This window comes from Azotobacter chroococcum (genome assembly GCF_002220155.1).
GTDB lineage: Bacteria > Pseudomonadota > Gammaproteobacteria > Pseudomonadales > Pseudomonadaceae > Azotobacter > Azotobacter chroococcum.
The window spans coordinates 3,221,137-3,240,150 of record NZ_CP011835.1 but is presented as its reverse complement, the minus strand read 5'-3'; the positions used below and the strand labels follow the sequence as shown (position 1 = coordinate 3,240,150).

22 protein-coding genes are annotated in these 19,014 nt (G+C 63.9%); 9 read left to right on the top strand and 13 right to left on the bottom strand.

The annotated features are described in order from the left end of the window. Window positions 1-104 precede the first annotated feature (104 nt). Window positions 105-686 (top strand): acyl carrier protein phosphodiesterase, encoded by a 582-nt coding sequence (locus ACG10_RS15065; RefSeq protein ID WP_039802799.1) that lies wholly within the window; start codon window positions 105-107, stop codon window positions 684-686. 4 nt (window positions 687-690) lie between these two features. Here the strand turns inward: ACG10_RS15065 and ACG10_RS15060 are convergent, their stop codons facing one another. Together ACG10_RS15060 and olsB are read right to left on the bottom strand one after the other, a co-directional pair. Next, window positions 691-1,461: a lysophospholipid acyltransferase family protein gene (locus ACG10_RS15060; protein ID WP_039802800.1), complete on the bottom strand. Its 771-nt coding sequence runs from the start codon at window positions 1,459-1,461 to the stop codon at window positions 691-693. A 73-nt stretch (window positions 1,462-1,534) separates the two neighbouring features. Beyond that, window positions 1,535-2,293 (bottom strand): L-ornithine N(alpha)-acyltransferase, encoded by a 759-nt coding sequence (olsB, locus tag ACG10_RS15055; protein ID WP_039802801.1) that lies wholly within the window; start codon window positions 2,291-2,293, stop codon window positions 1,535-1,537. A 274-nt stretch (window positions 2,294-2,567) separates the two neighbouring features. Between olsB and ACG10_RS15050 the strand changes: the two genes are divergently transcribed. The 7 genes from ACG10_RS15050 to ACG10_RS15020 all read left to right on the top strand — a co-directional run bounded on the left by ACG10_RS15050 (window position 2,568) and on the right by ACG10_RS15020 (window position 9,742). Next, entirely contained in the window at window positions 2,568-3,353 is a 786-nt protein-coding gene (locus ACG10_RS15050; RefSeq protein WP_089168833.1) for an oxygen-binding di-iron domain-containing protein, read from the top strand. Window positions 3,354-3,436: 83 nt separating this feature from the next. Continuing rightward, on the top strand, window positions 3,437-4,558 hold the full coding sequence (locus ACG10_RS15045; RefSeq protein WP_089168832.1) for a serine hydrolase domain-containing protein: 1,122 nt from the start codon (window positions 3,437-3,439) through the stop codon (window positions 4,556-4,558). Continuing rightward, window positions 4,558-4,890, top strand: a complete 333-nt coding sequence (locus ACG10_RS15040) for an amidase (RefSeq protein ID WP_089168831.1) — start codon at window positions 4,558-4,560, stop codon at window positions 4,888-4,890. The genes ACG10_RS15045 and ACG10_RS15040 overlap by 1 nt, the downstream gene beginning before the upstream one ends. A gap of 194 nt (window positions 4,891-5,084) precedes the next feature. Next, window positions 5,085-6,245 (top strand): phospholipase D-like domain-containing protein, encoded by a 1,161-nt coding sequence (locus tag ACG10_RS15035; RefSeq protein WP_089169906.1) that lies wholly within the window; start codon window positions 5,085-5,087, stop codon window positions 6,243-6,245. Window positions 6,246-6,400: 155 nt separating this feature from the next. Then, window positions 6,401-6,967 carry a DJ-1/PfpI family protein gene (locus tag ACG10_RS15030; protein WP_089169905.1) on the top strand — a complete coding sequence of 189 codons (567 nt, stop codon included), beginning with the start codon at window positions 6,401-6,403 and terminating at the stop codon, window positions 6,965-6,967. Window positions 6,968-7,367: 400 nt separating this feature from the next. Then, window positions 7,368-8,777, top strand: coding sequence for a circularly permuted type 2 ATP-grasp protein (locus ACG10_RS15025; RefSeq protein WP_089168830.1), 1,410 nt, complete (start codon window positions 7,368-7,370; stop codon window positions 8,775-8,777). 14 nt (window positions 8,778-8,791) lie between these two features. Further along, window positions 8,792-9,742, top strand: a complete 951-nt coding sequence (locus tag ACG10_RS15020) for an alpha-E domain-containing protein (protein ID WP_039802816.1) — start codon at window positions 8,792-8,794, stop codon at window positions 9,740-9,742. A 135-nt stretch (window positions 9,743-9,877) separates the two neighbouring features. Here ACG10_RS15020 and ACG10_RS15015 read toward each other — a convergent pair whose 3' ends face one another. Both ACG10_RS15015 and rimO read right to left on the bottom strand, forming a co-directional pair. Further along, window positions 9,878-10,249 carry a hypothetical protein gene (locus ACG10_RS15015; protein ID WP_227028829.1) on the bottom strand — a complete coding sequence of 124 codons (372 nt, stop codon included), beginning with the start codon at window positions 10,247-10,249 and terminating at the stop codon, window positions 9,878-9,880. Between the two features lie 166 nt (window positions 10,250-10,415). Beyond that, a complete protein-coding gene (gene rimO, locus ACG10_RS15010; RefSeq protein WP_089168829.1) occupies window positions 10,416-11,738 on the bottom strand; it encodes a 30S ribosomal protein S12 methylthiotransferase RimO in 1,323 nt (440 codons plus the stop codon). Between the two features lie 28 nt (window positions 11,739-11,766). On the opposite strand from rimO, the gene ACG10_RS15005 reads away from it, so the two are divergent. After that, window positions 11,767-13,386, top strand: a complete 1,620-nt coding sequence (locus ACG10_RS15005; RefSeq protein ID WP_089168828.1) for a recombinase family protein — start codon at window positions 11,767-11,769, stop codon at window positions 13,384-13,386. A gap of 86 nt (window positions 13,387-13,472) precedes the next feature. Here the strand turns inward: ACG10_RS15005 and ACG10_RS23805 are convergent, their stop codons facing one another. The 9 genes from ACG10_RS23805 to ACG10_RS14970 all read right to left on the bottom strand — a co-directional run bounded on the left by ACG10_RS23805 (window position 13,473) and on the right by ACG10_RS14970 (window position 18,966). Further along, a complete protein-coding gene (locus tag ACG10_RS23805) occupies window positions 13,473-14,741 on the bottom strand; it encodes a hypothetical protein (RefSeq protein WP_157731466.1) in 1,269 nt (422 codons plus the stop codon). Window positions 14,742-14,751: 10 nt separating this feature from the next. Beyond that, window positions 14,752-16,206, bottom strand: coding sequence for a trypsin-like serine peptidase (locus ACG10_RS23800; protein ID WP_157731465.1), 1,455 nt, complete (start codon window positions 16,204-16,206; stop codon window positions 14,752-14,754). A gap of 81 nt (window positions 16,207-16,287) precedes the next feature. Next, a complete protein-coding gene (locus ACG10_RS15000; protein WP_089168827.1) occupies window positions 16,288-16,557 on the bottom strand; it encodes a hypothetical protein in 270 nt (89 codons plus the stop codon). Further along, window positions 16,554-16,850, bottom strand: a complete 297-nt coding sequence (locus tag ACG10_RS14995; RefSeq protein WP_089168826.1) for a hypothetical protein — start codon at window positions 16,848-16,850, stop codon at window positions 16,554-16,556. Before ACG10_RS14995 ends, ACG10_RS15000 begins: the two co-directional genes overlap by 4 nt. Then, a complete protein-coding gene (locus ACG10_RS14990; RefSeq protein WP_089168825.1) occupies window positions 16,847-17,224 on the bottom strand; it encodes a hypothetical protein in 378 nt (125 codons plus the stop codon). Before ACG10_RS14990 ends, ACG10_RS14995 begins: the two co-directional genes overlap by 4 nt. After that, complete coding sequence (locus ACG10_RS14985; protein WP_089168824.1) at window positions 17,221-17,481, bottom strand: hypothetical protein; 261 nt, start codon at window positions 17,479-17,481, stop codon at window positions 17,221-17,223. The genes ACG10_RS14990 and ACG10_RS14985 overlap by 4 nt, the downstream gene beginning before the upstream one ends. Next, complete coding sequence (locus tag ACG10_RS14980; RefSeq protein WP_089168823.1) at window positions 17,466-17,906, bottom strand: hypothetical protein; 441 nt, start codon at window positions 17,904-17,906, stop codon at window positions 17,466-17,468. Before ACG10_RS14980 ends, ACG10_RS14985 begins: the two co-directional genes overlap by 16 nt. Continuing rightward, window positions 17,903-18,469, bottom strand: coding sequence for a 3'-5' exonuclease (locus ACG10_RS14975; RefSeq protein ID WP_089168822.1), 567 nt, complete (start codon window positions 18,467-18,469; stop codon window positions 17,903-17,905). Before ACG10_RS14975 ends, ACG10_RS14980 begins: the two co-directional genes overlap by 4 nt. Beyond that, a complete protein-coding gene (locus ACG10_RS14970) occupies window positions 18,466-18,966 on the bottom strand; it encodes a hypothetical protein (RefSeq protein ID WP_089168821.1) in 501 nt (166 codons plus the stop codon). Before ACG10_RS14970 ends, ACG10_RS14975 begins: the two co-directional genes overlap by 4 nt. Between the last annotated feature and the right edge of the window lie 48 nt (window positions 18,967-19,014).

Here is a 19,014-nt window from a genome sequence, read left to right as displayed (position 1 = left end):
GATAAATCGTGTTGGGACGAATCTTATATTGTAATATCGCGATATAGCAATGCTGGTGCGTGGCTGTCGTCGTGCCGGCCGGCGATCCGGGCTAGACTTCCGCCATGAACTACCTGGCCCATCTCCATCTGGGCGGCCCGCAACCGGCCGACCTGCTCGGCAGCCTCTATGGCGATTTCGTCAAGGGCCCGCTGCAGGGGCGCTGGCCAGCGGATATCGAGGCCGCCATCCGCCTGCACCGGCGCATCGATGCCTTCACCGACAGCCATCCGCGGGTGTGCCAGGCCCGGGCGCGCTTTCCCGAGGCGCGGCGCCGCTATGCCGGCATCCTCCTGGACGTGTTCTTCGACCACTGCCTGGCTTGCCACTGGAGCGACTATGCGCAGGAACCGCTGCCGGCCTTCACCGCGCGGGTCTACGCGCTGCTCGCCGGCGAGGCGCAGCTGCCCGGCCGGCTGGCCGGGCTGGCGCCGCGCATGGCGCAGCAGGACTGGCTGGGCAGCTACCGCGACTTCGCCGTGCTGGAGCGGGTGCTGCTGGGCATGCAGCGGCGCCTGTCGCGCCCGGAAGGGCTGGCCGGCGCGCTGGACGAGCTGGAGCAGCTCTATCGGCCGCTGAGCGACGACTTCCGGGTCTTCTATCCGCAGTTGCAGGAGTTCGCCCTGACGCAGCGGGGCGAGTCCTGATCCTTCAGGCGGCGACCGGCAAGGCTGCGGGGCTGCCGAATAGGCGCTCGGCGATCGCTGTGTGTGCCTGGCGGCTCAGTTCGGTGCGGCTGAGGCCCTGGCTGTCCAGCGGCGGCAGCAGGTGGATTTCCACCTCGCTGCATTCGCTGCGCAGCAGGCGCAGCAGGTGCGAAAGCAGATCGTCGTCGCCGATGAAGGGGGCGACCGGGTCGACTGCCCCGTCGCGCAGGTAGCGGATCGCTACCGGCTGCACCGGCACCTGCGCCTCCACCGCGCTGGCCAGCAGGCGACTGTGGAAGCTGCGCAGGCTGCGCCCGTCGGTGGTGGTGCCCTCGGGGAAGATCAGCAGGTCGTGACCGTGCTGCAGGTGGCGCAGCAGCTGGCTCCTGACCAGGCCGCTGTCGCCCGCGCCGCGGCGGATGAACAGCGTTCCGGCCTTGTGCGCCAGCCAGCCGGCCAGCGGCCAGCTGCGCACCTCGGACTTGGACAGGAAGGACAGCGGGACGAGCCCGCCGAGCAGGGGGATGTCGGTCCAGGAGACATGGTTGCCGACCCACAGCATGGGCCGCTCGGGCAACTGGCCGTGCAGGCTCAGGCGAAAGGGCAGGGCGGCGGCCAGCTGGGCGAGGAAGCGGCGGGTCAGGCGTTGGCGCAGGGCCATCAGCTCGTTGCGCCTGAAGCGTTCCAGCAGGCTGACCCAGCCGGCCATGGCCAGGCCGAGGGCGAGCACCGCCAGCAGGCGGAGGAGGCGGCTGTAGAAGCGGAGTTTCTTCATGGGTTCTCGCAAGGCAGGACAATGACGGACAGGGCGCCGCTCCGGGCGTCCTGTCCGTCACACGGGATATCGGTCAGACGGCGGCCTTGAAATGACGGGCGTAGCGGGGGCACAGCTCGTCGCGCTTGAGCAGGATGAACACATCGGCCACCTGGAAGTCCTGGTCCCAGCAGGGTTCGCCGCAGACCTTGGCGCCCAGGCGCATGTAGGCCTTGAGCAGCGGTGGCAGTTCGGCGGTGACGTTGCCGGGCAGTTCGAGGCGCGGCAGCGGGGTCCTGGGTTCGGCGCGCAGCTGCGCGGTGCACAGGTGGCGTTCGCGCAGGCGCTGCATGACCGCCTGGGCCTGGATGCCGCCATCCTTCATGGGGATGCTGGCGCAGCCCATCAGATAGCGGTAGCCGCCCTCGTTGAGCACCTCGGCCAGCTCGCTCCAGAGCACGGCGATGGTGGCGCCGTTGCGATAGCCGGGGGCGACGCAGGTGCGGCCGATCTCCAGCAGCGGGCCCTGCAGGCGGGCCAGGCCGTGGAGGCTGAATTCCTCTTCGCTGTAGAAGCGTCCGAGGCCGGCGGCGGCCCGGTGGTCGAGCAGCCGGGTGGTGGCGACCAGCTCGCCGCTGGCGAGGTCGCGCACGCCGATGTGGCTGCAGTGCGGATCGTAGTCGTCCATGTCCAGCCCCAGTTCGGCGCCCTTGAGCTTGGCGTCGAATTCCGTGCTGAACACGCGAAAGCGCAGGGCCTGGGCCTCGCGCAGGGCATGCGCGCCGAGCAGGCGTTCGGCGCGCAACCGGCGTTCTGGGGTCTTGCGTTCGGAGGTGAGGGCACCGTGGGTCATAGGGGTCTCCGTGAGCCGCCTGATGCGCTTCGGCAGGACGCGCCCCGCGGCGGCGGCGCGTCCTGACCGGCTGCTGTCGTTGTGGGGTCGGATCGACTTGGTCGGGTACGCTCAAGCTAGGCGGGGGCGGTGTCACGTCCGTGACGTTTGGGTGATCCTTGCGTGACAGGCTGCGCTACCTGGAAATGGCCGCAGGAAACGGGTTGATTTGCGTCACTAAGCCGGAGGGCACTGCGGAGTATTTTGGCGAGCCTCTGCATCCAGCGAGGTTTCCATGCGACGCGAACCCCATGTGCTGTTCGACAACGGCACCCATCAATGCCTGCTTTTCGATGATCTGGTCAGGGGCGAGGGCGTACAGACCAACCAGTTCCTGATCACCGACCACGGCCAGTACCTGCTGCTCGATCCGGGCGGCGACCTGACCTACACGCCGCTGTCGCTGGAGCTGTCGAAGCGCATCTCGCTGCAGGAGCTGACCTACATCTTCGCCTCGCACCAGGACCCGGACATCATCTCCTCGCTGGGCAAGTGGCTGCTGCACACCAAGGCCAAGGTGCTCTGCTCGAAGCTGTGGGCGCGCTTCCTGCCGCACCTGACCGCCAACTACCTGGCCATGAGCCATGGCATCTCCACCTACGACCGGATCATCGCCCTGCCGGACCGTGGCGACTCGATCGCTCTCGGTCGCTGCCAGCTGAAGGCGGTGCCGGCGCACTTCCTGCACTCGGTGGGCAACTTCCAGCTGTACGACCCGGTGAGCCGCATCCTCTTCTCCGGCGACATGGGCGCCTCGCTGGTGGACGACGCCACCCCGGTGCGCGATTTCGCCAGCCATATCCCGCACATGGATGCCTTCCATCGCCGCTACATGGCCAGCAACAAGGTCTGCCGGCTGTGGGTGGGCATGGTGCGCAACATGAAGGTGGACATGATCGTGCCGCAGCATGGCCGCCCCTTCGTCGGCAAGGAGATGATCGACGCCTTCCTCAACTGGGTCGAGCATCTGGAGTGCGGTATCGACCTCCTCGGGCCGGCCGACTACCAGCTGCCGAAGTAGGCATTCCCTGCTGCCGGGTCGTGCCCATTTCGTCATCCGGCCCGTGCTAGGCTTCGCGCTCTGCCTGTCGCGAGGTCGATCCGATGTCCGCCATTGCCTTTCCCGTCCGGTTCCTGCTGGCCTGCCTGGCGGCCGCCGTGCTCGCTGCCGGACCGGCAGGCGCCGGGGAGGCCTGGCCGGGCGCCGACTGGACGCGGCAGCCCGTCGTGCCGGGGGCGGCGCTCGAGGCCTTCGAGGCCTATGCCTTCCCGCCGCGGGACGAGGCCGAGCGCAGCGGCGTGCGCAGCGACGCGGTGGTGGTGATCCGTGACGGTGTGCTGGTCTACGAGCGCTATGCCGCGCCGACCACCGAGCGCACGCCGCATCTGGTCTGGTCGGTGAGCAAGAGTCTGCTCGCCTGTCTGCTCGGCATCGCCTACGGCGAGGGCCGCTTCCGGCTCGACGATCCGGCGGTGCGCTACTATCCGGCCCTCGCCGCCCATCCCGACCTGCGTCTGCGCCACCTGCTCAACTGGACCTCCGGCCTGGCCTGGGAGGAGGACTACGAGTACGCGCCGCTGCGCTCCTCGGTCGTCGCCATGCTCTACACCCGTGGCCATAACGATATGGCCCGTTTCGTCGCCCGGCATCAGGCAGACGCCATGCCCGGCACCCGCTTCAGCTATTCGAGCGGCGACAGCGTGCTGCTCGCGGCGGCGCTGAAGGGCATGCTCCCGGCCGAGCGCTATGCGGACTACCCCTGGCGGGCGCTGTTCGAGCCGCTCGGCATCACCTCGGCGGTCTGGGAAAGGGACGCGGCCGGCACCTTCATCGGTGCCTCCTACGCCTATCTGAATGCCCGTGACCTGGCCCGGGTCGGCCTGCTGATGCTACGCGACGGCCGCTGGGGCGAGCGTCGGCTGCTGCCGGCGGACTGGGTCGCCTTCAACCGCTCGCCGGTACCCGGCTACCAGCCGCGTGCGGCGGGGCTGGTGCCGGGAGGCCACTGGTGGCTGAACCTGCCGCTGGAGGGGGCGCCCCGGCCCTGGCCGGACGCGCCGGCGGACACCTTCGCCGCGCTGGGCCACTGGGGCCAGGCGCTCTATGTGCTGCCGGCGGAAAAGCTGGTGATCGTCCGCTTCGCCGACGACCGCGATCCGAGCTATCGGCACAACGACTTCCTGCATCTGGCCCGCGCGGCCTTCGTTTCCGGGGAGGCCCGCTGATGCGCCGTCGTCATGCCCTGCTGCTGGGCTCGGCCGTGCTGCTGGTGGCCACCGTGGTCTGGCCGAACCGCGCGCATCTGGCGGCCTTTCCCGACATCATCGGCGCCTATAGCGCCAAGGAGTACTGCTCGTGTCGCTATGTGAGCGGCAACCCGGCCGACTATTGCCAGGTCTATATCCAGCAGTACATCCCGATCGACCAGCTGCACGACGAGCCGGCCAGCCGGACGGTGACCGCCCGTGGTCTGGGGCGCACCCACAGCGCCGTCTGGCTCGGTCCGCGCGAGGGCTGCCGTCTGCTGGCCGAGGAAGAGGCGGCAGCCGTGCCCTGAACCCGTGTCCCGGAACCGGCCGGTGAGCTTCCGGCGCTGGCCAGGAGCGGTTATCGGCCTGCGCCCGGTCTTCAAGCGAGAGGTTGCATGCACCAGTCATTTACCCCTTTGCCGTCCAGGCGGCCGTCACCGGCAGGGCGGCGGTGTTCCCTGCTGGGAGCATTCGCCGGCGTCCCTGCAGGCTGGGGGCCATGATGCGGGAGGGGGCGGTCTTCCCCTGGCGCGGCGGCAATCGCTTCGGTCTGCTGATCGACGGCGAGGTGTTCTTTCCGCGCATGCTGGAAGCCATTGCCGGCGCCAGATGGCGCATCGACCTGGAGCTGTACCTGATCGAGGACGGCCGCTGTGCCGAGTGCCTGGTCGAGGCGCTGGTCGACGCCGCCCGCCGCGGCGTGCAGGTGCGCTGCCTGTTCGACGGCTTCGGTGCGTTCGGGTTCGGTGCGGGTCTGCGCAGTCGGCTGACCGAGGCCGGCGTCGCCCTGGCGCAGTTCAATCCCCTGCGCTGGCGCTTCGGGCTGCACAACCTGCATCGCGACCATCGCAAGTTGCTGCTGGTGGACGATCGCCTGGGTTATGTTGGCGGTGCCGGCGCCACCGACGCGTTCTGGAATCCGGAGGATAAAGGCGCTCAGTGGCACGAGATCATGGTGGAAATCGCCGGCCCCCTGCTGGCCGACTGGCGGACGCTGTTCGACCACCAGTGGATGCTCTGCCACGAGCGTAGACGCTGGCATTCGCAGCGCCCGCCGAAGCCGCCGCGCATCCCGCCGGAACCGTTGCGCCGCGAGGGTTCCGGGCGGCTCGCCTATGCCGAGGCGCGCCAGCACCGCGACGTGTTGCTGGCGCTGATCCGCAGCCTGCGCCGCGCGAACCGGCGGATCTGGCTGGCCACCCCGTATTTCCTGCCGACCTGGAAGGTCCGCCGCGCCCTGCTCAAGGCGGCCCGGCGCGGGGTGGAGGTGCGCCTGTTGCTGGCCGGGCGCAACACCGACCACCCGCCGGTGCGCTATGCCGGACAACGCTATTACCGCCGCCTGCTGCGCGCCGGCGTGCGCATCTTCGAATACCAGCCGCGCTTCCTGCACCTGAAGATGGTGCTGGTCGACGACTGGGTCAGCGCCGGTTCCTGCAACTTCGATCACTGGAACCTACGCTTGAATCTGGAGGCCAATCTCGAAACGCGCGATCCCGTCTTCATCGCCGAGGTTGTCGAATGTTTCCTCGCCGACTTCCAGATCAGCCACGAGGTCGACCTGGCCTCCTGGCAGGCCCGGCCCTGGTACCGCCGTCTGTACCAGCGGCTGTGGGGCTGGCTGGACCGGCTGGTGGTCGATCTGCTGGATCGCGGCGGTTGAGTCGTTGGCCGGGCCGAGGGTGGGTCGACGGCCGGGGGGCGGCAGGGTAGGGTGGGCCTCCCTGTCGCGCAGAGTCCCCAGGTTCCGGCCGAGGAGGCCATGCGCGTTTTCCGCGTTTTGCTCAGGAGTTTTCCGTGTCCGCCAAGAAGGTCCTCATGCTGGTCGGCGACTATGCCGAAGATTACGAAACCATGGTGCCGTTCCAGGCGTTGCTGATGCTCGGCCATGCGGTGCATGCCGTGTGTCCGGGCAAGAGCGCCGGGCAGAGCGTGCGTACCGCCATTCACGACTTCGAGGGCGACCAGACCTACAGCGAAAAGCCGGGGCACAACTTCGCCCTGAACTTCGACTTCGCCAGGGTGCGCGCCGAGGATTACGACGCGCTGCTGATCCCGGGTGGCCGGGCGCCCGAATACCTGCGCCTCGACGCGCGCGTGCTGAAGCTGGTGCAAGCCTTCGCCACGGCGAACAAGCCGATTGCCTCCGTCTGCCATGGCGCCCAGCTGCTGGCCGCGGCCGGGGTGCTCGACGGCCGCTCGTGCAGCGCCTATCCGGCCTGCGCCCCCGAGGTGCGGCTGGCCGGTGGCGAGTATGTGGACATTCCACTGGACCAGGCCCATGTGGATGGCAACCTGGTCACGGCGCCGGCCTGGCCGGCCCATCCGGCCTGGCTGGCCAGCTTCGTCGGATTGCTGGGCACCCGGATCGTTCATGAGGGCTAGGCGTCCGGAGCCCGATCCGGCAGGCGGTGGTCGGCCCGCTGCCCCGATACGTCGCAGCGCAGCGGCCGAATGTCTGCCGGCTGGCCGTCTACGCCGGGTGTTGCATTTTTTTGGTGCGCGGTGGATCTTGCTGGATAAATCGGGAGCTTTTTTGGTGCATGGCCTTCCCGGTTCCGCCGCACCCTGTCCGCAAGAGAGAAACTTGGGAGGCGCAGCGGGGCGTTCGGATCCGGTCGGTAGCGACTGGACAGCGACTGGAGCGGGTGGCGAACCAGCCGCCGGCCCGCTTCCGATTCGTCGGCAGCGGTCGTGAAGCGTCTCCAACACATTGATAGGAATAGGAACTTGGCAACTGGCATGAGCTTTGCGAATTTCTTCTATGCACAGCCGAGGAGCATGCATGGATCGCCAATTTTTTGACGAAATGTACGATGCGGACGGCGTCTGCCGGCCGCATTACCGGGGCTTCGCCAACTGGTTGGAGAACACTCCCCAGGAGCTGCTGGCCCAGCGCCGGCGCGAGGCCGATCTTCTGTTTCACCGGGCGGGCATCACCTTCACCCTGTACGGCGACGCGCAGGGCACCGAGCGTCTGATTCCCTTCGACATCATCCCGCGCAGCATCCCCGTCAGCGAATGGCGCGGGATCGAGGCTGGGTGCATCCAGCGGGTCCAGGCACTGAACCTGTTTCTCGCCGACATCTATCACGATCAGCGCATCCTCAAGGCCGGCATCATCCCGCCGGAGCAGGTGCTGTCCAACGACGGCTATCAGCAGGTCATGCACGGGCTCGACCTGCATCGCGACATCTACGCGCACATCGCCGGGGTCGACCTGGTGCGCGACGGCGACGGCACTTTCTACGTGCTGGAGGACAACCTGCGTACGCCGAGCGGCGTCAGCTACATGCTGGAAGACCGCAAGATGATGATGCGGCTGTTCCCCGAACTGTTCTCCGCCCAGCGCATCGCCCCCGTCGACCACTATCCGAACCTGCTGCTGGAGACCCTGAGGAGTTCCAGCCCGCTGGACAATCCCAGCGTGGTGGTGCTGACCCCGGGGCGCTACAACAGCGCCTATTTCGAACACGCCTTCCTGGCCCGCGAGATGGGCGTGGAACTGGTGGAGGGGGCCGACCTGTTCGTCCGTGACGAGCGGGTATTCATGCGCACCACCGCCGGCGCCAGGCCGGTGGACGTGATCTACCGTCGGCTGGACGATGCCTTCCTCGATCCGCTGGCGTTCAATCCCGAGTCGGTGCTCGGTGTGCCGGGGCTGCTTTCGGCCTACCGCCGCGGCAACGTGGTGCTGGCCAATGCCATCGGCACCGGCGTGGCCGACGACAAGTCGATCTACCCCTACGTCACCGACATGATCCGTTTCTACCTGGGCGAGGAGCCGATCCTGCAGAACGTGCCCACCTGGCAATGCCGCAAGCCGCAGGATCTGTCCCACGTCCTGGCCCATCTGCCCGAGCTGGTGGTCAAGGAAACCCAGGGGTCCGGCGGTTACGGCATGCTGGTGGGGCCGGCGGCCACCAAGGCCGAGATCGAGGCCTTCCGCGAGCGTCTCAAGGCGCGTCCCGAGGCTTACATCGCCCAGCCGACCCTGAGCCTGTCGACCTGCCCGACCTTCGTCGAAAGCGGCATCGCGCCGCGGCACATTGATCTGCGGCCCTTCGTCCTGAGCGGCCGCGAAACCCGCCTGGTGCCCGGTGGGCTCACCCGCGTGGCCCTGCGAGAAGGCTCCCTGGTGGTCAACTCGTCCCAGGGCGGCGGGACCAAGGACACCTGGGTCGTTGAGGATTGAGGGAATTATCGAGCATGTTAAGTAGAACCGCCGCCGATCTGTACTGGATGTCGCGCTATCTGGAGCGTGCCGAGAATCTCGCGCGGATGCTCGACGTCAGCTATTCGCTGTCCCTGATGCCGCAGGACGGTCGCGGCAATGGCCTCGACGAGCTGGCCATGCCGCTGCTGATCACCGGCACCCTCGAGGACTACCTGCAGCGCCACGGCGAATTGCACGCCGAACGCATGCTGCACTTCTTCGCCCTCGATGCGAGCAACCCGGCCAGCCTGTTCAACTGTCTGGCCGCGGCGCGCAGCAACGCCCATGCGGTGCGCGGGCGGATCACCGCGGACATGTGGGAGAACATCAACGCCACCTGGCTGACCCTGCTCGACCTCGCCGAGCAGGGACTGAGCGGCTACGGCATCAGCCGTTTCTGCGAGTGGGTCAAGGAGCGCTCGCACCTGTTCCGCGGCGCCACCTACGGCACCCTGATGCGTGGCGACGTGCACAGCTTCATCCGTCTGGGCACCTTCATCGAGCGGGCCGACAACACCCTGCGCCTGCTCGACGCCCGCTATGAGCTGCTCGGCGCGGACAGCGAGGACCCCAACGACCGCTCGGCGCGCGCCTATTACCAGTGGAGCGCGCTGCTCCGTGCGCTGACCGCCTTCGAGGCCTTCGCCGAGATCTATCGCGGCTCGCCGCGGGCCGGCAAGGTCGCCGAGCTGCTGCTGCTGCGGGCGGAAGTGCCGCGCTCGCTGCGCTCCTGCCTGACCGAGCTGCAGCAGAACCTCGCCGCGCTGCCCGGCGACAACGGCCGTCCGGCGCAGCGCCTGGCGGCCGAGCTGGAGGCACGGCTGCGCTACACGGTGATCGAGGAGGTCCTGGAAACCGGGATGCATGCCTGGATCACCGAGTACATCGAGCAGGTGCAGTGCCTGGGCGACGCCATCCACAAGTGCTATCTGGAAGTGGCCTGAGTGCTTGCCGGCATCCGCTGGATGCCGGCGCGTCGCGGCTTGGGCGCTGGCGCAACGGGCGTCGTCCGGGACAGGGCCTGTGGCCCTTTTCCGTTCACGGTCAGGGGCTTTCCGCTCGGACGGCGCGCCGTCACCTCACCGACAGTCTCCCGCCTCGGCCAGGCGATATTCGATGATTTCGCTGACCCGGAAGCTGCCCGGAAAATCACGGCAGCCCGGGCAGTCCAGCTGCGGTCCCGGGGTGCCGCGCAGGACCGCGAAGGCTTCCTCGTAGGGTTCGCTGACCAGACTCGTGTACTGGGCCTCGAGACGGTGGTCGGTGGCTTCGTCCGCCACCAGCCAGAGGGGGGCCTCGGCATTGCAGGGGACGAAGACATGCATCTCCGGGGCCATGACCAGATGGCCCTCATAGCGTCCGGCTGACGGGCCGCCGTCCCTGGTCGTGGAGGTGCCTGCGCAGCCGGCGAGCAGCACGGTGCCGGCGAGAAGGTAGAAAATCGGATGCATAAGCCTCCTTGAGCTGGGCTGATGCGAGATGGCCTGGATGAGGAGGCTGCTACCCGCATCGGGATAGGTCAAGAGCCAGACAGGAAAGGCAGGCGTTATCTCTGCTCTGCTTGTCCCGCGGAGCGCGCCACTCCGCAAGGGCCGGAGCGGCGTGCGGGCGCGGACCTCAGAGGGTTTCCGCCCAGAGGTCGTATTCGTCGGCGTCGGTGATGCGCACGCGCACCTTGTCGCCCGGCTTGAGTTCCTGCTCGCTGTCGACGTAGACGTTGCCATCGATCTCCGGGGCGTCGGCGGCGGAGCGGCCGATGGCGCCCTGCTCGTCGACCTCGTCGATCAGCACCTCGATCTCCTTGCCGATCTTCAGCTGCAGGCGCGCGGCGCTGATCGCCTGCTGGTGGGCCATGAAGCGCTCCCAGCGCGCCTGCTTGACCTCCTCCGGCACCGCGCCTTCCAGTTCGTTGGCCGGTGCGCCGTCCACCGCCGAATACTGGAAACAGCCGACGCGATCCAGCTGGGCTTCGCTCAGCCAGTCGAGCAGGTACTGGAAGTCTTCCTCGGTCTCGCCGGGGAAGCCGACGATGAAGGTCGAGCGGATGGTCAGCTCCGGGCAGATCTCCCGCCACCGCTTGATGCGTGCCAGGGTCTGGTCCTCGAAGGCCGGGCGCTTCATCGCCTTGAGGATCTTCGGGCTGGCGTGCTGGAAGGGAATGTCCAGGTACGGCAGGATCTTGCCGGCGGCCATCAGCGGGATCAGGTCATCGACGTTGGGGTAGGGGTAGACGTAGTGCAGGCGCACCCATACGCCCATCCTGCCGAGTTCCTCGCACAGTTCGAGCATGCGCGTCTTCACCGGCTGGCCGTTCCAGAAGTCGGTCCGGTACTTGAGATCGACTCCGTAGGCGCTGGTGTCCTGGGAGATCACCAGGAGCTCCTTGACGCCGGCCTTGACCAGGCGCTCGGCCTCGCCCAGCACCTCGCCTGCCGGACGGCTGGCCAGCTTGCCGCGCATGGAGGGGATGATGCAGAAGGCGCAACTGTGGTTGCAGCCTTCGGAAATCTTCAGGTAAGCGTAGTGGCGCGGAGTCAGCTTGATGCCCTGCGGCGGCACCAGGTCGACGAAGGGATCGTGCTCCGTGCTCGGCGGCACCACCTCGTGCACGGCGTTGACCACCTGCTCGTACTGCTGCGGGCCGGTGACCGCCAGCACGCTGGGATGCACGTTACGGATGCTGTCCTCGGACACGCCCATGCAGCCGGTGACGATCACCTTGCCGTTCTCGGCCAGGGCTTCGCCGATGGCGTCCAGCGACTCGGCCTTGGCGCTGTCGATGAAGCCGCAGGTATTGACCACCACCACGTCGGCGTCCTCATAGGACGGCACGATCTGGTAGCCCTCCATGCGCAGCTGGGTGAGGATGCGTTCGGAGTCGACGGTGGCCTTCGGGCACCCGAGCGATATAAACCCTATACTTCCGACTTTCTTCGACATGACGTTGTAGAGACCTCGGGGGCCGGCGGTGAAAAATGGGGCGAAAGTATACAGCTATCTGCGGTTTTCCGATCCGCGGCAGGCGACGGGGAGTAGTGCCGATCGGCAGTTGCAGTATGCACAGACATGGGCGGCGGCGCGCGGGTTTGAGTTGGACGAGACGCTGTCGCTGAGGGATGAGGGGCTGTCGGCTTACCACCAGAAGCACGTCAAGCAGGGGGCGCTGGGAGTATTTCTGCTGGCGGTGGATGAGGGGCGGATTCCCGCTGGGTCGGTGCTGATCGTCGAGGGGCTGGATCGGCTGAGCCGGGCGGAGCCGATCCAGGCGCAGGCGCAGCTTGCGCAGATCATCAACGCCGGGATCACGGTCGTGACGGCGAGCGATGGGCGGGAGTACAACCGGGCCGGGCTCAAGGCGCAGCCGATGGACCTGGTGTACTCGCTGCTGGTGATGATCCGTGCACACGAGGAGTCAGACACCAAGAGCAAGCGGGTGAAGGCCTCGATCCGGCGGCAGTGCGAGGGCTGGCAGGCAGGCACTTACCGGGGGCTGATCCGCAACGGGAAGGACCCGCAGTGGGTGCGCTGGACAGGAGAGGGCTGGGAGCTGATCCCGGAGCGGGTGGAGGCGGTGCGGGCGGCGCTGGATCTCTACCGCTGTGGGCTGGGCGCAGGGCGCGCGGCGAAGCGCATGTTCGCGGATGGCCATATGCTCAGCGACTGGGGGATTTCCGGCCAGCAGATCTACCGCCTTGTGCGGCTGCCGGCGCTGCGGGGGGCGAAGCGGATCTCGGTGGATGGCGAGGACTATCTCCTCGAGGAGTATTACCCGCGGGTGTTGAGCGATGCCGAGTTCGACGAGTTGCAGCTGCTGGCCGGGCAGCGGTACAGGCGGCGTGGCGCGGGGGAGATTCCGGGGATCATCACCGGGGTTGGGCTGGCATTCTGTGGGTACTGCGGGGCAGCAATCGTCGCACAGAACCTCATGGGGCGGGCCAGGGCGGATGGCAGTCTTGCCGATGGCCATCGGCGCCTACATTGCACATCCTACAGCAAGGGGAGAGGGTGTCCGGATGGCGGAAGCTGCAGTGTTGTTCCTGTTGAACGGGCTCTGCTGGCTTACTGCGCGGACCAGATGAACCTGCAGCGGCTGCAGCAGGCGGCGGTCGATGGTCCTGACCTGAGACAGCAGCTGGCCGAGGCGCGGTTGCAGGTCGAGGAACTGGACAAGCAACTGGCGAGGATCACCGATGCGCTGCTGGCCGACGAGAGCGGTGCGGCGCCGCTGGCGTTCGTGCGGCGGGCGCGGGAGTTGGAGCAGCAGCAGGTCGCTGCGCAGGCGCGAGTGCAGCAGTTGGAGCGGGAGCTGTCGGTGGCGGCGGTTCATGTCGAGCCGGCGCAGGCCGAGCGCTGGGCTGAGCTGGCTGCGCTGGTCGAGCAGGGTGACTATGGTGCCCGAGAGCAGGTGCGGCAGCTGGTGTTGGATACGTTCGAGCGGCTGGTGATCTACATGCGAGGGATTGCGCCCGATGGGCGCCGGGGCCGAACAATCGACATGATGATGGTGCCGAAGGGGGGAGCGCCCCGGCTGATCCAGATCGACCGGCGCAGCGGGGCATGGGTGGCAAGCGAGGATTGGGCAGGGTAGATAGCTGGGAGGTTGCACTCATAGGTGGCATGGTTATTTACATGCGTGCTTTCTTTAGGAGCACGCACCTTGACCGAAAAAGAAATTCAACTACGAATGTTTGGCACCTCAGGTAGTGAGTCGCAGCTTGGGACCGCATTAGACTTACAGGAAAGATCGGCCTTTTGTCTTGCTGTTAATGCTTTATCACGAGAAATTAAGCAGGCAAATTTGCCAGTATCATCCTTTGTTTTGTCGGTTGTACAAGTGGTGGCCACTGTTTGTAGTGTTGTTAGGAAAATATTGATTGCATCGAGAGTGGCATCCTCTGCAGTAAGGTTGCTTGTTATTTTTGCGTTTTGGTCGATAGCATTGCTTGCTTCTTTTTTGATGGCATCCTTATTGGTTTCGATTGCTCCTGCAAACGCCTGTGCGAGCATATATGGTTTCGGAGCCTCGACTACTCTCACCTCAAGCGTATAGGGGGCGAACGCTCGGCCTTCTTTTAATGGTTTGAAGTTGGCAGGTAAAGCTGGCGCTGCGGGCAGTGTGCTCCATGTTCCAATATTGCTACTGTCGAAGTCTTTTGAGTTTTTGTCGACGGGTTTTCTTACGGCTCCAAATGCAAATGTTTGGCTTAAAAATGCTTCTTTTATGCCAGGCTTGTACAGTCGTATCTCTATAGATGTGCTTCTTGATTTGCCTCCCCAGATACTGTCATTGAGATACTTGCTTATGTAGAGTCTCACTGGGCGCCAAGTTATAGCAGTTTTATCGCTCGAAAAGACTCTGGTTGCCTCCATGTAAAGAGCCAGCGTCGCAGGGCCCATCAAGCCAAGAGTATTGCCAATTCTCCAGTTAGAGCTTGTTTGGCGATCTTCTTCTTTGGGGTCGGGTCGCTCTGATTTGAAAGGTAATTTCCATCCTTGTACTCCATATTCTGCAACTGTGAATTCACCAACTGCTACAACTAGGCAGCCCATCTTGTGTGATGGTTTTACGATAGGCTTTGGCGTATTGGTCTTATCTGGGGGTGGGTTGTTTGATTCTGCGTTTGGGTCTCCTTCATACATATAAAGGCCTTGCTCTAGGAACTGTGCTTCGATATTTGCATTTTCTGGGTTAACTGTTTTTTTGATAGAGGAAATTCCATTGTCAACAAGTAGTCCTGCAAATGAGCTGGCAATAGCCAAAGGTATGGCTGGGGTTTCAATCATACCTTCAGTGCGGGGAAAATTTGTTGTTGGGCACTCGGGTGCAAATGCTGCTCGGAGCTCTTGTGCTGAACATGTGCCCGACCAGAAGCAAAGACCTATCGCTCCCGCAGATAGCGCTATAGTTAAGATTTTGAAATTTCCTTGCTCTAAAGTTTTCATAAAATTCCCTCTATGGTTGATAAGCAAGATTGCTTAAGGGGACTTTAGTCCCATCTGCGCCGCTACAAACCGGGCCATTCTTACCTATAGGGTTGGATAGGGGAGCTGACCCGATATGGATTCCGGCAACCTCCAAGAGATTACGTTGGATGCCTGGTTCGGGTCTGATAAAAATAGGGGCGCCACTCATAATTGGAGTTGTCTGGCATGCATGAAAAAAGCAGCGCCCAGCTATTGAATGTGCAAAGCAACCGCCTACAGCGGTAGAGCGAAGCCGCTCAAGATCCGTACTTGCAGTTTCTGTGAATGGAAAGTAACCACGTAAATAAAGGGAGGTACCATCCTCTAGGGGGCCTCCATCCTTTTTTGAGGAAGCCCAGCGTAGCGGTGCTACAGGGGCATTAGTCGTGCTAATGCGCAACTTAACATTGTCACTTTCAGGGCCGAAGCTTTTAAATGTTGCCTTAGGTAAAGAGGTTTTGCAAATGCCGAAGCGATTTGATGGTTCAGCCTCATATGTAAACCATATTTGCCCTTTATTTTCTAGCGCAGCTATAACATCCTCCAGATGGGTGCCATTGTCAGGACTTAGAAAGCAGTGTTTTGTGGTGAGGATTTCATTTTTTGATAGCCGAAGTGCGGTGCAAAAAACCTTGTTCTCAAATGATAATAGCCCAACGGCTTGCTGTATAAGTGCTGGGTTGATTTCGGTCGGAATTGTTTTTTCTAAACATGCTTGTTCATATTTTTTTTGAGCTTTAATTATTGGGGCTGCCTTGTCGCGATTTTCTTTGGGTAGATCCGACTGATAATACCAGTTAATAAAATTAGCTAAGTTGTTGTTTGTTTCGTCAGTCCAAAAGCCTATCTTGGTCTTTTGGGATTCAAAAGTTGTGAGTAATGTGTCGAATGCCTTAGAGCAGGTTGCGCTGCTCTCAATTCGCTCATGCTCGCTATCTGATAGCTTCAACACACTTCTCTTTTTTGCCTCATCGATGGCGCTCTTCGGGTCTGATTGCCTCAGGATTGAGGGATCAGGTTTCCAGAGGTTGCCTAAGGTAATCTTGGTCTGTGTGTCAAATATAAGTTTTGGGTTTTGCTCTTCTCTTTGATACCAATAAAGTTTTGCAAATTTCTCAGGATCAACTAATTGTGGTAGTGAGTCTGGTCTTAAAGGTGGTGGCTCAGTAGGGTGTTGAAAGTCTAAGGGGGGGCGGGGGGCTCCAATTGGTCCGGGGTGAACAAACCCAGCAGAGAAGGAGGTAAGGTCCTTAGTGTTAGTTAGGTGTGGTGTGTTTTTCTCTACAGATACTGCAAATTTTGTCAGTCTTGGATATACATTTTGGGCTGTATTTAAGGTAGCAAGACCGGATGGAGGGGGGTCGCAGGGAAAATCAGCTGCATAAATAGTGTTGATGAAAAAAATGCTAATAGCTACCGATGATAACTTGTACTTTAGTGTCATTTTTTTGCCTCTCAAAATAGCTATTTATGAGAGATTTTAGTCCCTCTTTAGCAGAGGGCACGGCATGATGCCGGCCCTTTTTCATGCTACGTTAGCCGGCTTAGCTATGCCCGGCGGCTCGCTATGTACCACTAAATGTCCCATACCTCGCCAGAAGTTCTTTTGCACGGCAATACACACGTTCCAAGCCTCTTGGGCAACGGCTTGGCCAGCTTCGATGACGTTGCCGTCCTCGTCGATAATCGCCAGGTGTGCCTGGCGCCCGTCCGCAGTGGTCAGCTGAAAGCCGGTATTGACGTTCGCGCTGATGCGGCTGTGCTCGAGCGTGTCGGTTTCTGGGATGCCGATCACTTGCGTTTACCTCTCTTCCCCTTCTTCCCGCCATGGGCGGTGGCTCGCCAGCTGACGAAGGTGGCTTCGTTGCCGACTTCGTCGCCGATCACGTCGATGGTGTGGTTCATGACGGCGCGCAGTTCCTCGAAGGCAGCACGCTGGATGGTTTTCTCGCCCTGGACAACGGTGCTTCCGTCTGGGGTTTTGACGACGTAGCCGACATGCCAGCGCATGGGCTTGGTGGGGATGCCGCCGGTGACCTTGGCCTGCTCGTTGGGCATTTCGGTGGAATAAAAGATCGTCGTGGTCACGCCGCCTCCTTACGCCTTGCTTTCGCCATGGCGATCCTGTGCCGCTTTGCGATCTTGCGCAGGATCGCGGTGCTGATGACGGTCTTGCTGCGGATCTGGCGTTCTTTCATGCCGATCGAGGCGTAGGCGCGGATGCTGTCGGCGAGAGCCAGTTCCCGGCGGGTGACTTCGGTTTTGCTGACTCCCGGGATGCCGGTGTCCTGGTTGTCGCGCCAGTGGGCTGGGGTGAAGCCAGCGGTGGCGGTGATGTCGGCCGGCCGGCCGAGGCCGAGCTCGATGCCGGTTGAGGCGCCGCCTCCGCCACCGAAGTTGTCGATGACCAGGCCGCCGAAGTTGAAGGCAGGCTGCGGGTGGATGCGGTAGAGGCTGGTCATGCCCAGACCCTCCCGCTTTCGCAAGGGGCCAGCAGGTCGAGCTGGTCGCCGGGCAGGCGAAGGTCGCGCGGCTGGCAGGTTGTGCTGCCGTCGAGCTTGGCGATCCAGGTGTTCTGGCCGCGGTCGAAGAACAGGCCGTCGAGGCGCCGCTGGCGGGCCGGGGCGCTGACGTGTACCACCGGGCTGCCGGCTGGCAGCTCGGCGAGTCGGGCGACGGCGGCCGGGAGTTTGCGCAGGTTGGTCAGGGCGTCACGCATGGGGAGCCCTCCTTTGCTTCGATGCGATCCAGCCGCTCGATCTCGGCTAGGATCAGGGCGCCGGCTTTCACCAGGTCGCGCCGTGGGGTGGTGGGCTTCCAGCCTGATTGGTCCCAAGGCCAGCGCGCTGGTGGGATGCCTGACTTGTGGCCTATTGCATGCCAGTGCGAACTCGTCGCATAGGCGGCAGCGGCGGTGGCTAGTTCTCCGCGGGTGTATTGGTCGTCGTGCTCGGGGCACCACTGTTCCTGCTCGATCTGGCGGATGCGTTCGGCGAGCACGTCGGCGGATGCTTGGGTGGCAGTGGCCGGATGCAGGTAGAGCGGCGTCAGCTGCTGCTCGCCGTTGGCCACGCCCTCCCTCTGGGTCCGGTAGAGGCCGGCGGCGCCGAGCCAGGCGTAGGGCTGGGTGGTTGGTGTGCTCATGCCTTGCTTCCCCATGCCGATCCGTAGTGCATGCCCAGGGCGGCGATCAGCTGCTTGGCCTCATGGCGGGCGTCGTGCAGGGCGTGGTGCTTGGTGCCTTCGAACGCGCCGACATCCTTGGCCTCGGGGTAGAGGGCGAGCAGGGTGCGCAGGTCGCGGTCGTGGCGGAATTGCCAGGACAGTTCGATGCCGCACGTCTCAAGGCTGCTGCGCAGGATAACGTTGTCGAAGCTGGAGCCGTTGCCCCAGACGTGGGCTTCTTCTTCCGTGGCGTGCTCGAGCATCCAGTTGCTCAGGTCGATCAGGGCGGGGCTCAGGTGTTCGCTCGGCTCGCGGCCGTCGACTTCGCGGCGTGCCTCGTCGCTCTGCTGCAGCCACCACTGGATGGTGGAGGCGTCCGGTTCGAGTCCAAAGGCGAGCGACGATTCGAGGCTGATACGGATGTAGAACTCATCGACGACTGCGCCTTTGGCAACGCACACGGCGCCGATGGCGACGATAGGGGCGAGCGGGCCCTTGCCCATGGTTTCCAGGTCGATGACGAAGTGGATGGCGTTGTTCATGCCGCGGCCTCCTGCTGTTCGGGTGCCAAGGTGGAGGCCCGGTCGCGCAGCAGTTCGGCGAGGATGCGGGAGTCCTTGGCCTTGCGGGTGGCGGTCATGGCGTCCCAGGTGGCGGCGGCCAGTTCCAGGTGGGTGGCGGCCTGGCGCAGCAGGGTTGCGTGCGCGGCGTTCAGGCCTTTCGCCTCGTCGAGCTGCAGAGTGAGTTCTTCGATGGCCTCGGCGGCGTTGCGGCGGTCGCAGGCGCGTTCGTCCTTCACCTGGCGCAGTTCGGCCTGGGTCGCGGCTAGGGTGCGCTCGGCGCTGTTCAGGCGCATGGCCGTTTCGTTGAGTTCGGGCATCAGGTCGTCGAGGGCGCTGTCGTAGCCGTCGGCATGGCCGCGCTTGTGGCCGGTGCGGGCGCCGGCGTCGTGGCCAGTCAGGTAGCAGGCGGCAGTGGTGATGCCGACGCTGAGGGTGACGCCGAGGACGATGGCGATATGGTTGGGGGTGAGTTCCATGTGCTGTGCTCCTGTGCCCGCCGCCGGCGGGTGTGGTGGGCCGGCGGC

Excerpts from the sequence above, each read along its gene's own strand:
- ACG10_RS15035 (WP_089169906.1), top strand. The coding sequence starts at position 5,085 with ATGCGGGAGGGGGCGGTCTTCCCCTGGCGCGGCGGCAATCGCTTCGGT.
- ACG10_RS23800 (WP_157731465.1), bottom strand. The coding sequence starts at position 16,206 with ATGACACTAAAGTACAAGTTATCATCGGTAGCTATTAGCATTTTTTTC.
- ACG10_RS15040 (WP_089168831.1), top strand. The coding sequence starts at position 4,558 with ATGCGCCGTCGTCATGCCCTGCTGCTGGGCTCGGCCGTGCTGCTGGTG.
- ACG10_RS15015 (WP_227028829.1), bottom strand. The coding sequence starts at position 10,249 with ATGCATCCGATTTTCTACCTTCTCGCCGGCACCGTGCTGCTCGCCGGC.
- ACG10_RS14985 (WP_089168824.1), bottom strand. The coding sequence starts at position 17,481 with ATGCGTGACGCCCTGACCAACCTGCGCAAACTCCCGGCCGCCGTCGCC.
- ACG10_RS14990 (WP_089168825.1), bottom strand. The coding sequence starts at position 17,224 with ATGACCAGCCTCTACCGCATCCACCCGCAGCCTGCCTTCAACTTCGGC.
- ACG10_RS14970 (WP_089168821.1), bottom strand. The coding sequence starts at position 18,966 with ATGGAACTCACCCCCAACCATATCGCCATCGTCCTCGGCGTCACCCTC.
- ACG10_RS15030 (WP_089169905.1), top strand. The coding sequence starts at position 6,401 with ATGCTGGTCGGCGACTATGCCGAAGATTACGAAACCATGGTGCCGTTC.
- ACG10_RS23805 (WP_157731466.1), bottom strand. The coding sequence starts at position 14,741 with ATGAAAACTTTAGAGCAAGGAAATTTCAAAATCTTAACTATAGCGCTA.
- ACG10_RS15045 (WP_089168832.1), top strand. The coding sequence starts at position 3,437 with ATGTCCGCCATTGCCTTTCCCGTCCGGTTCCTGCTGGCCTGCCTGGCG.
- ACG10_RS15060 (WP_039802800.1), bottom strand. The coding sequence starts at position 1,461 with ATGAAGAAACTCCGCTTCTACAGCCGCCTCCTCCGCCTGCTGGCGGTG.
- ACG10_RS15025 (WP_089168830.1), top strand. The coding sequence starts at position 7,368 with ATGGATCGCCAATTTTTTGACGAAATGTACGATGCGGACGGCGTCTGC.
- ACG10_RS15065 (WP_039802799.1), top strand. The coding sequence starts at position 105 with ATGAACTACCTGGCCCATCTCCATCTGGGCGGCCCGCAACCGGCCGAC.
- ACG10_RS15020 (WP_039802816.1), top strand. The coding sequence starts at position 8,792 with ATGTTAAGTAGAACCGCCGCCGATCTGTACTGGATGTCGCGCTATCTG.
- ACG10_RS14975 (WP_089168822.1), bottom strand. The coding sequence starts at position 18,469 with ATGAACAACGCCATCCACTTCGTCATCGACCTGGAAACCATGGGCAAG.
- rimO (WP_089168829.1), bottom strand. The coding sequence starts at position 11,738 with ATGTCGAAGAAAGTCGGAAGTATAGGGTTTATATCGCTCGGGTGCCCG.
- ACG10_RS15050 (WP_089168833.1), top strand. The coding sequence starts at position 2,568 with ATGCGACGCGAACCCCATGTGCTGTTCGACAACGGCACCCATCAATGC.
- ACG10_RS14980 (WP_089168823.1), bottom strand. The coding sequence starts at position 17,906 with ATGAGCACACCAACCACCCAGCCCTACGCCTGGCTCGGCGCCGCCGGC.
- olsB (WP_039802801.1), bottom strand. The coding sequence starts at position 2,293 with ATGACCCACGGTGCCCTCACCTCCGAACGCAAGACCCCAGAACGCCGG.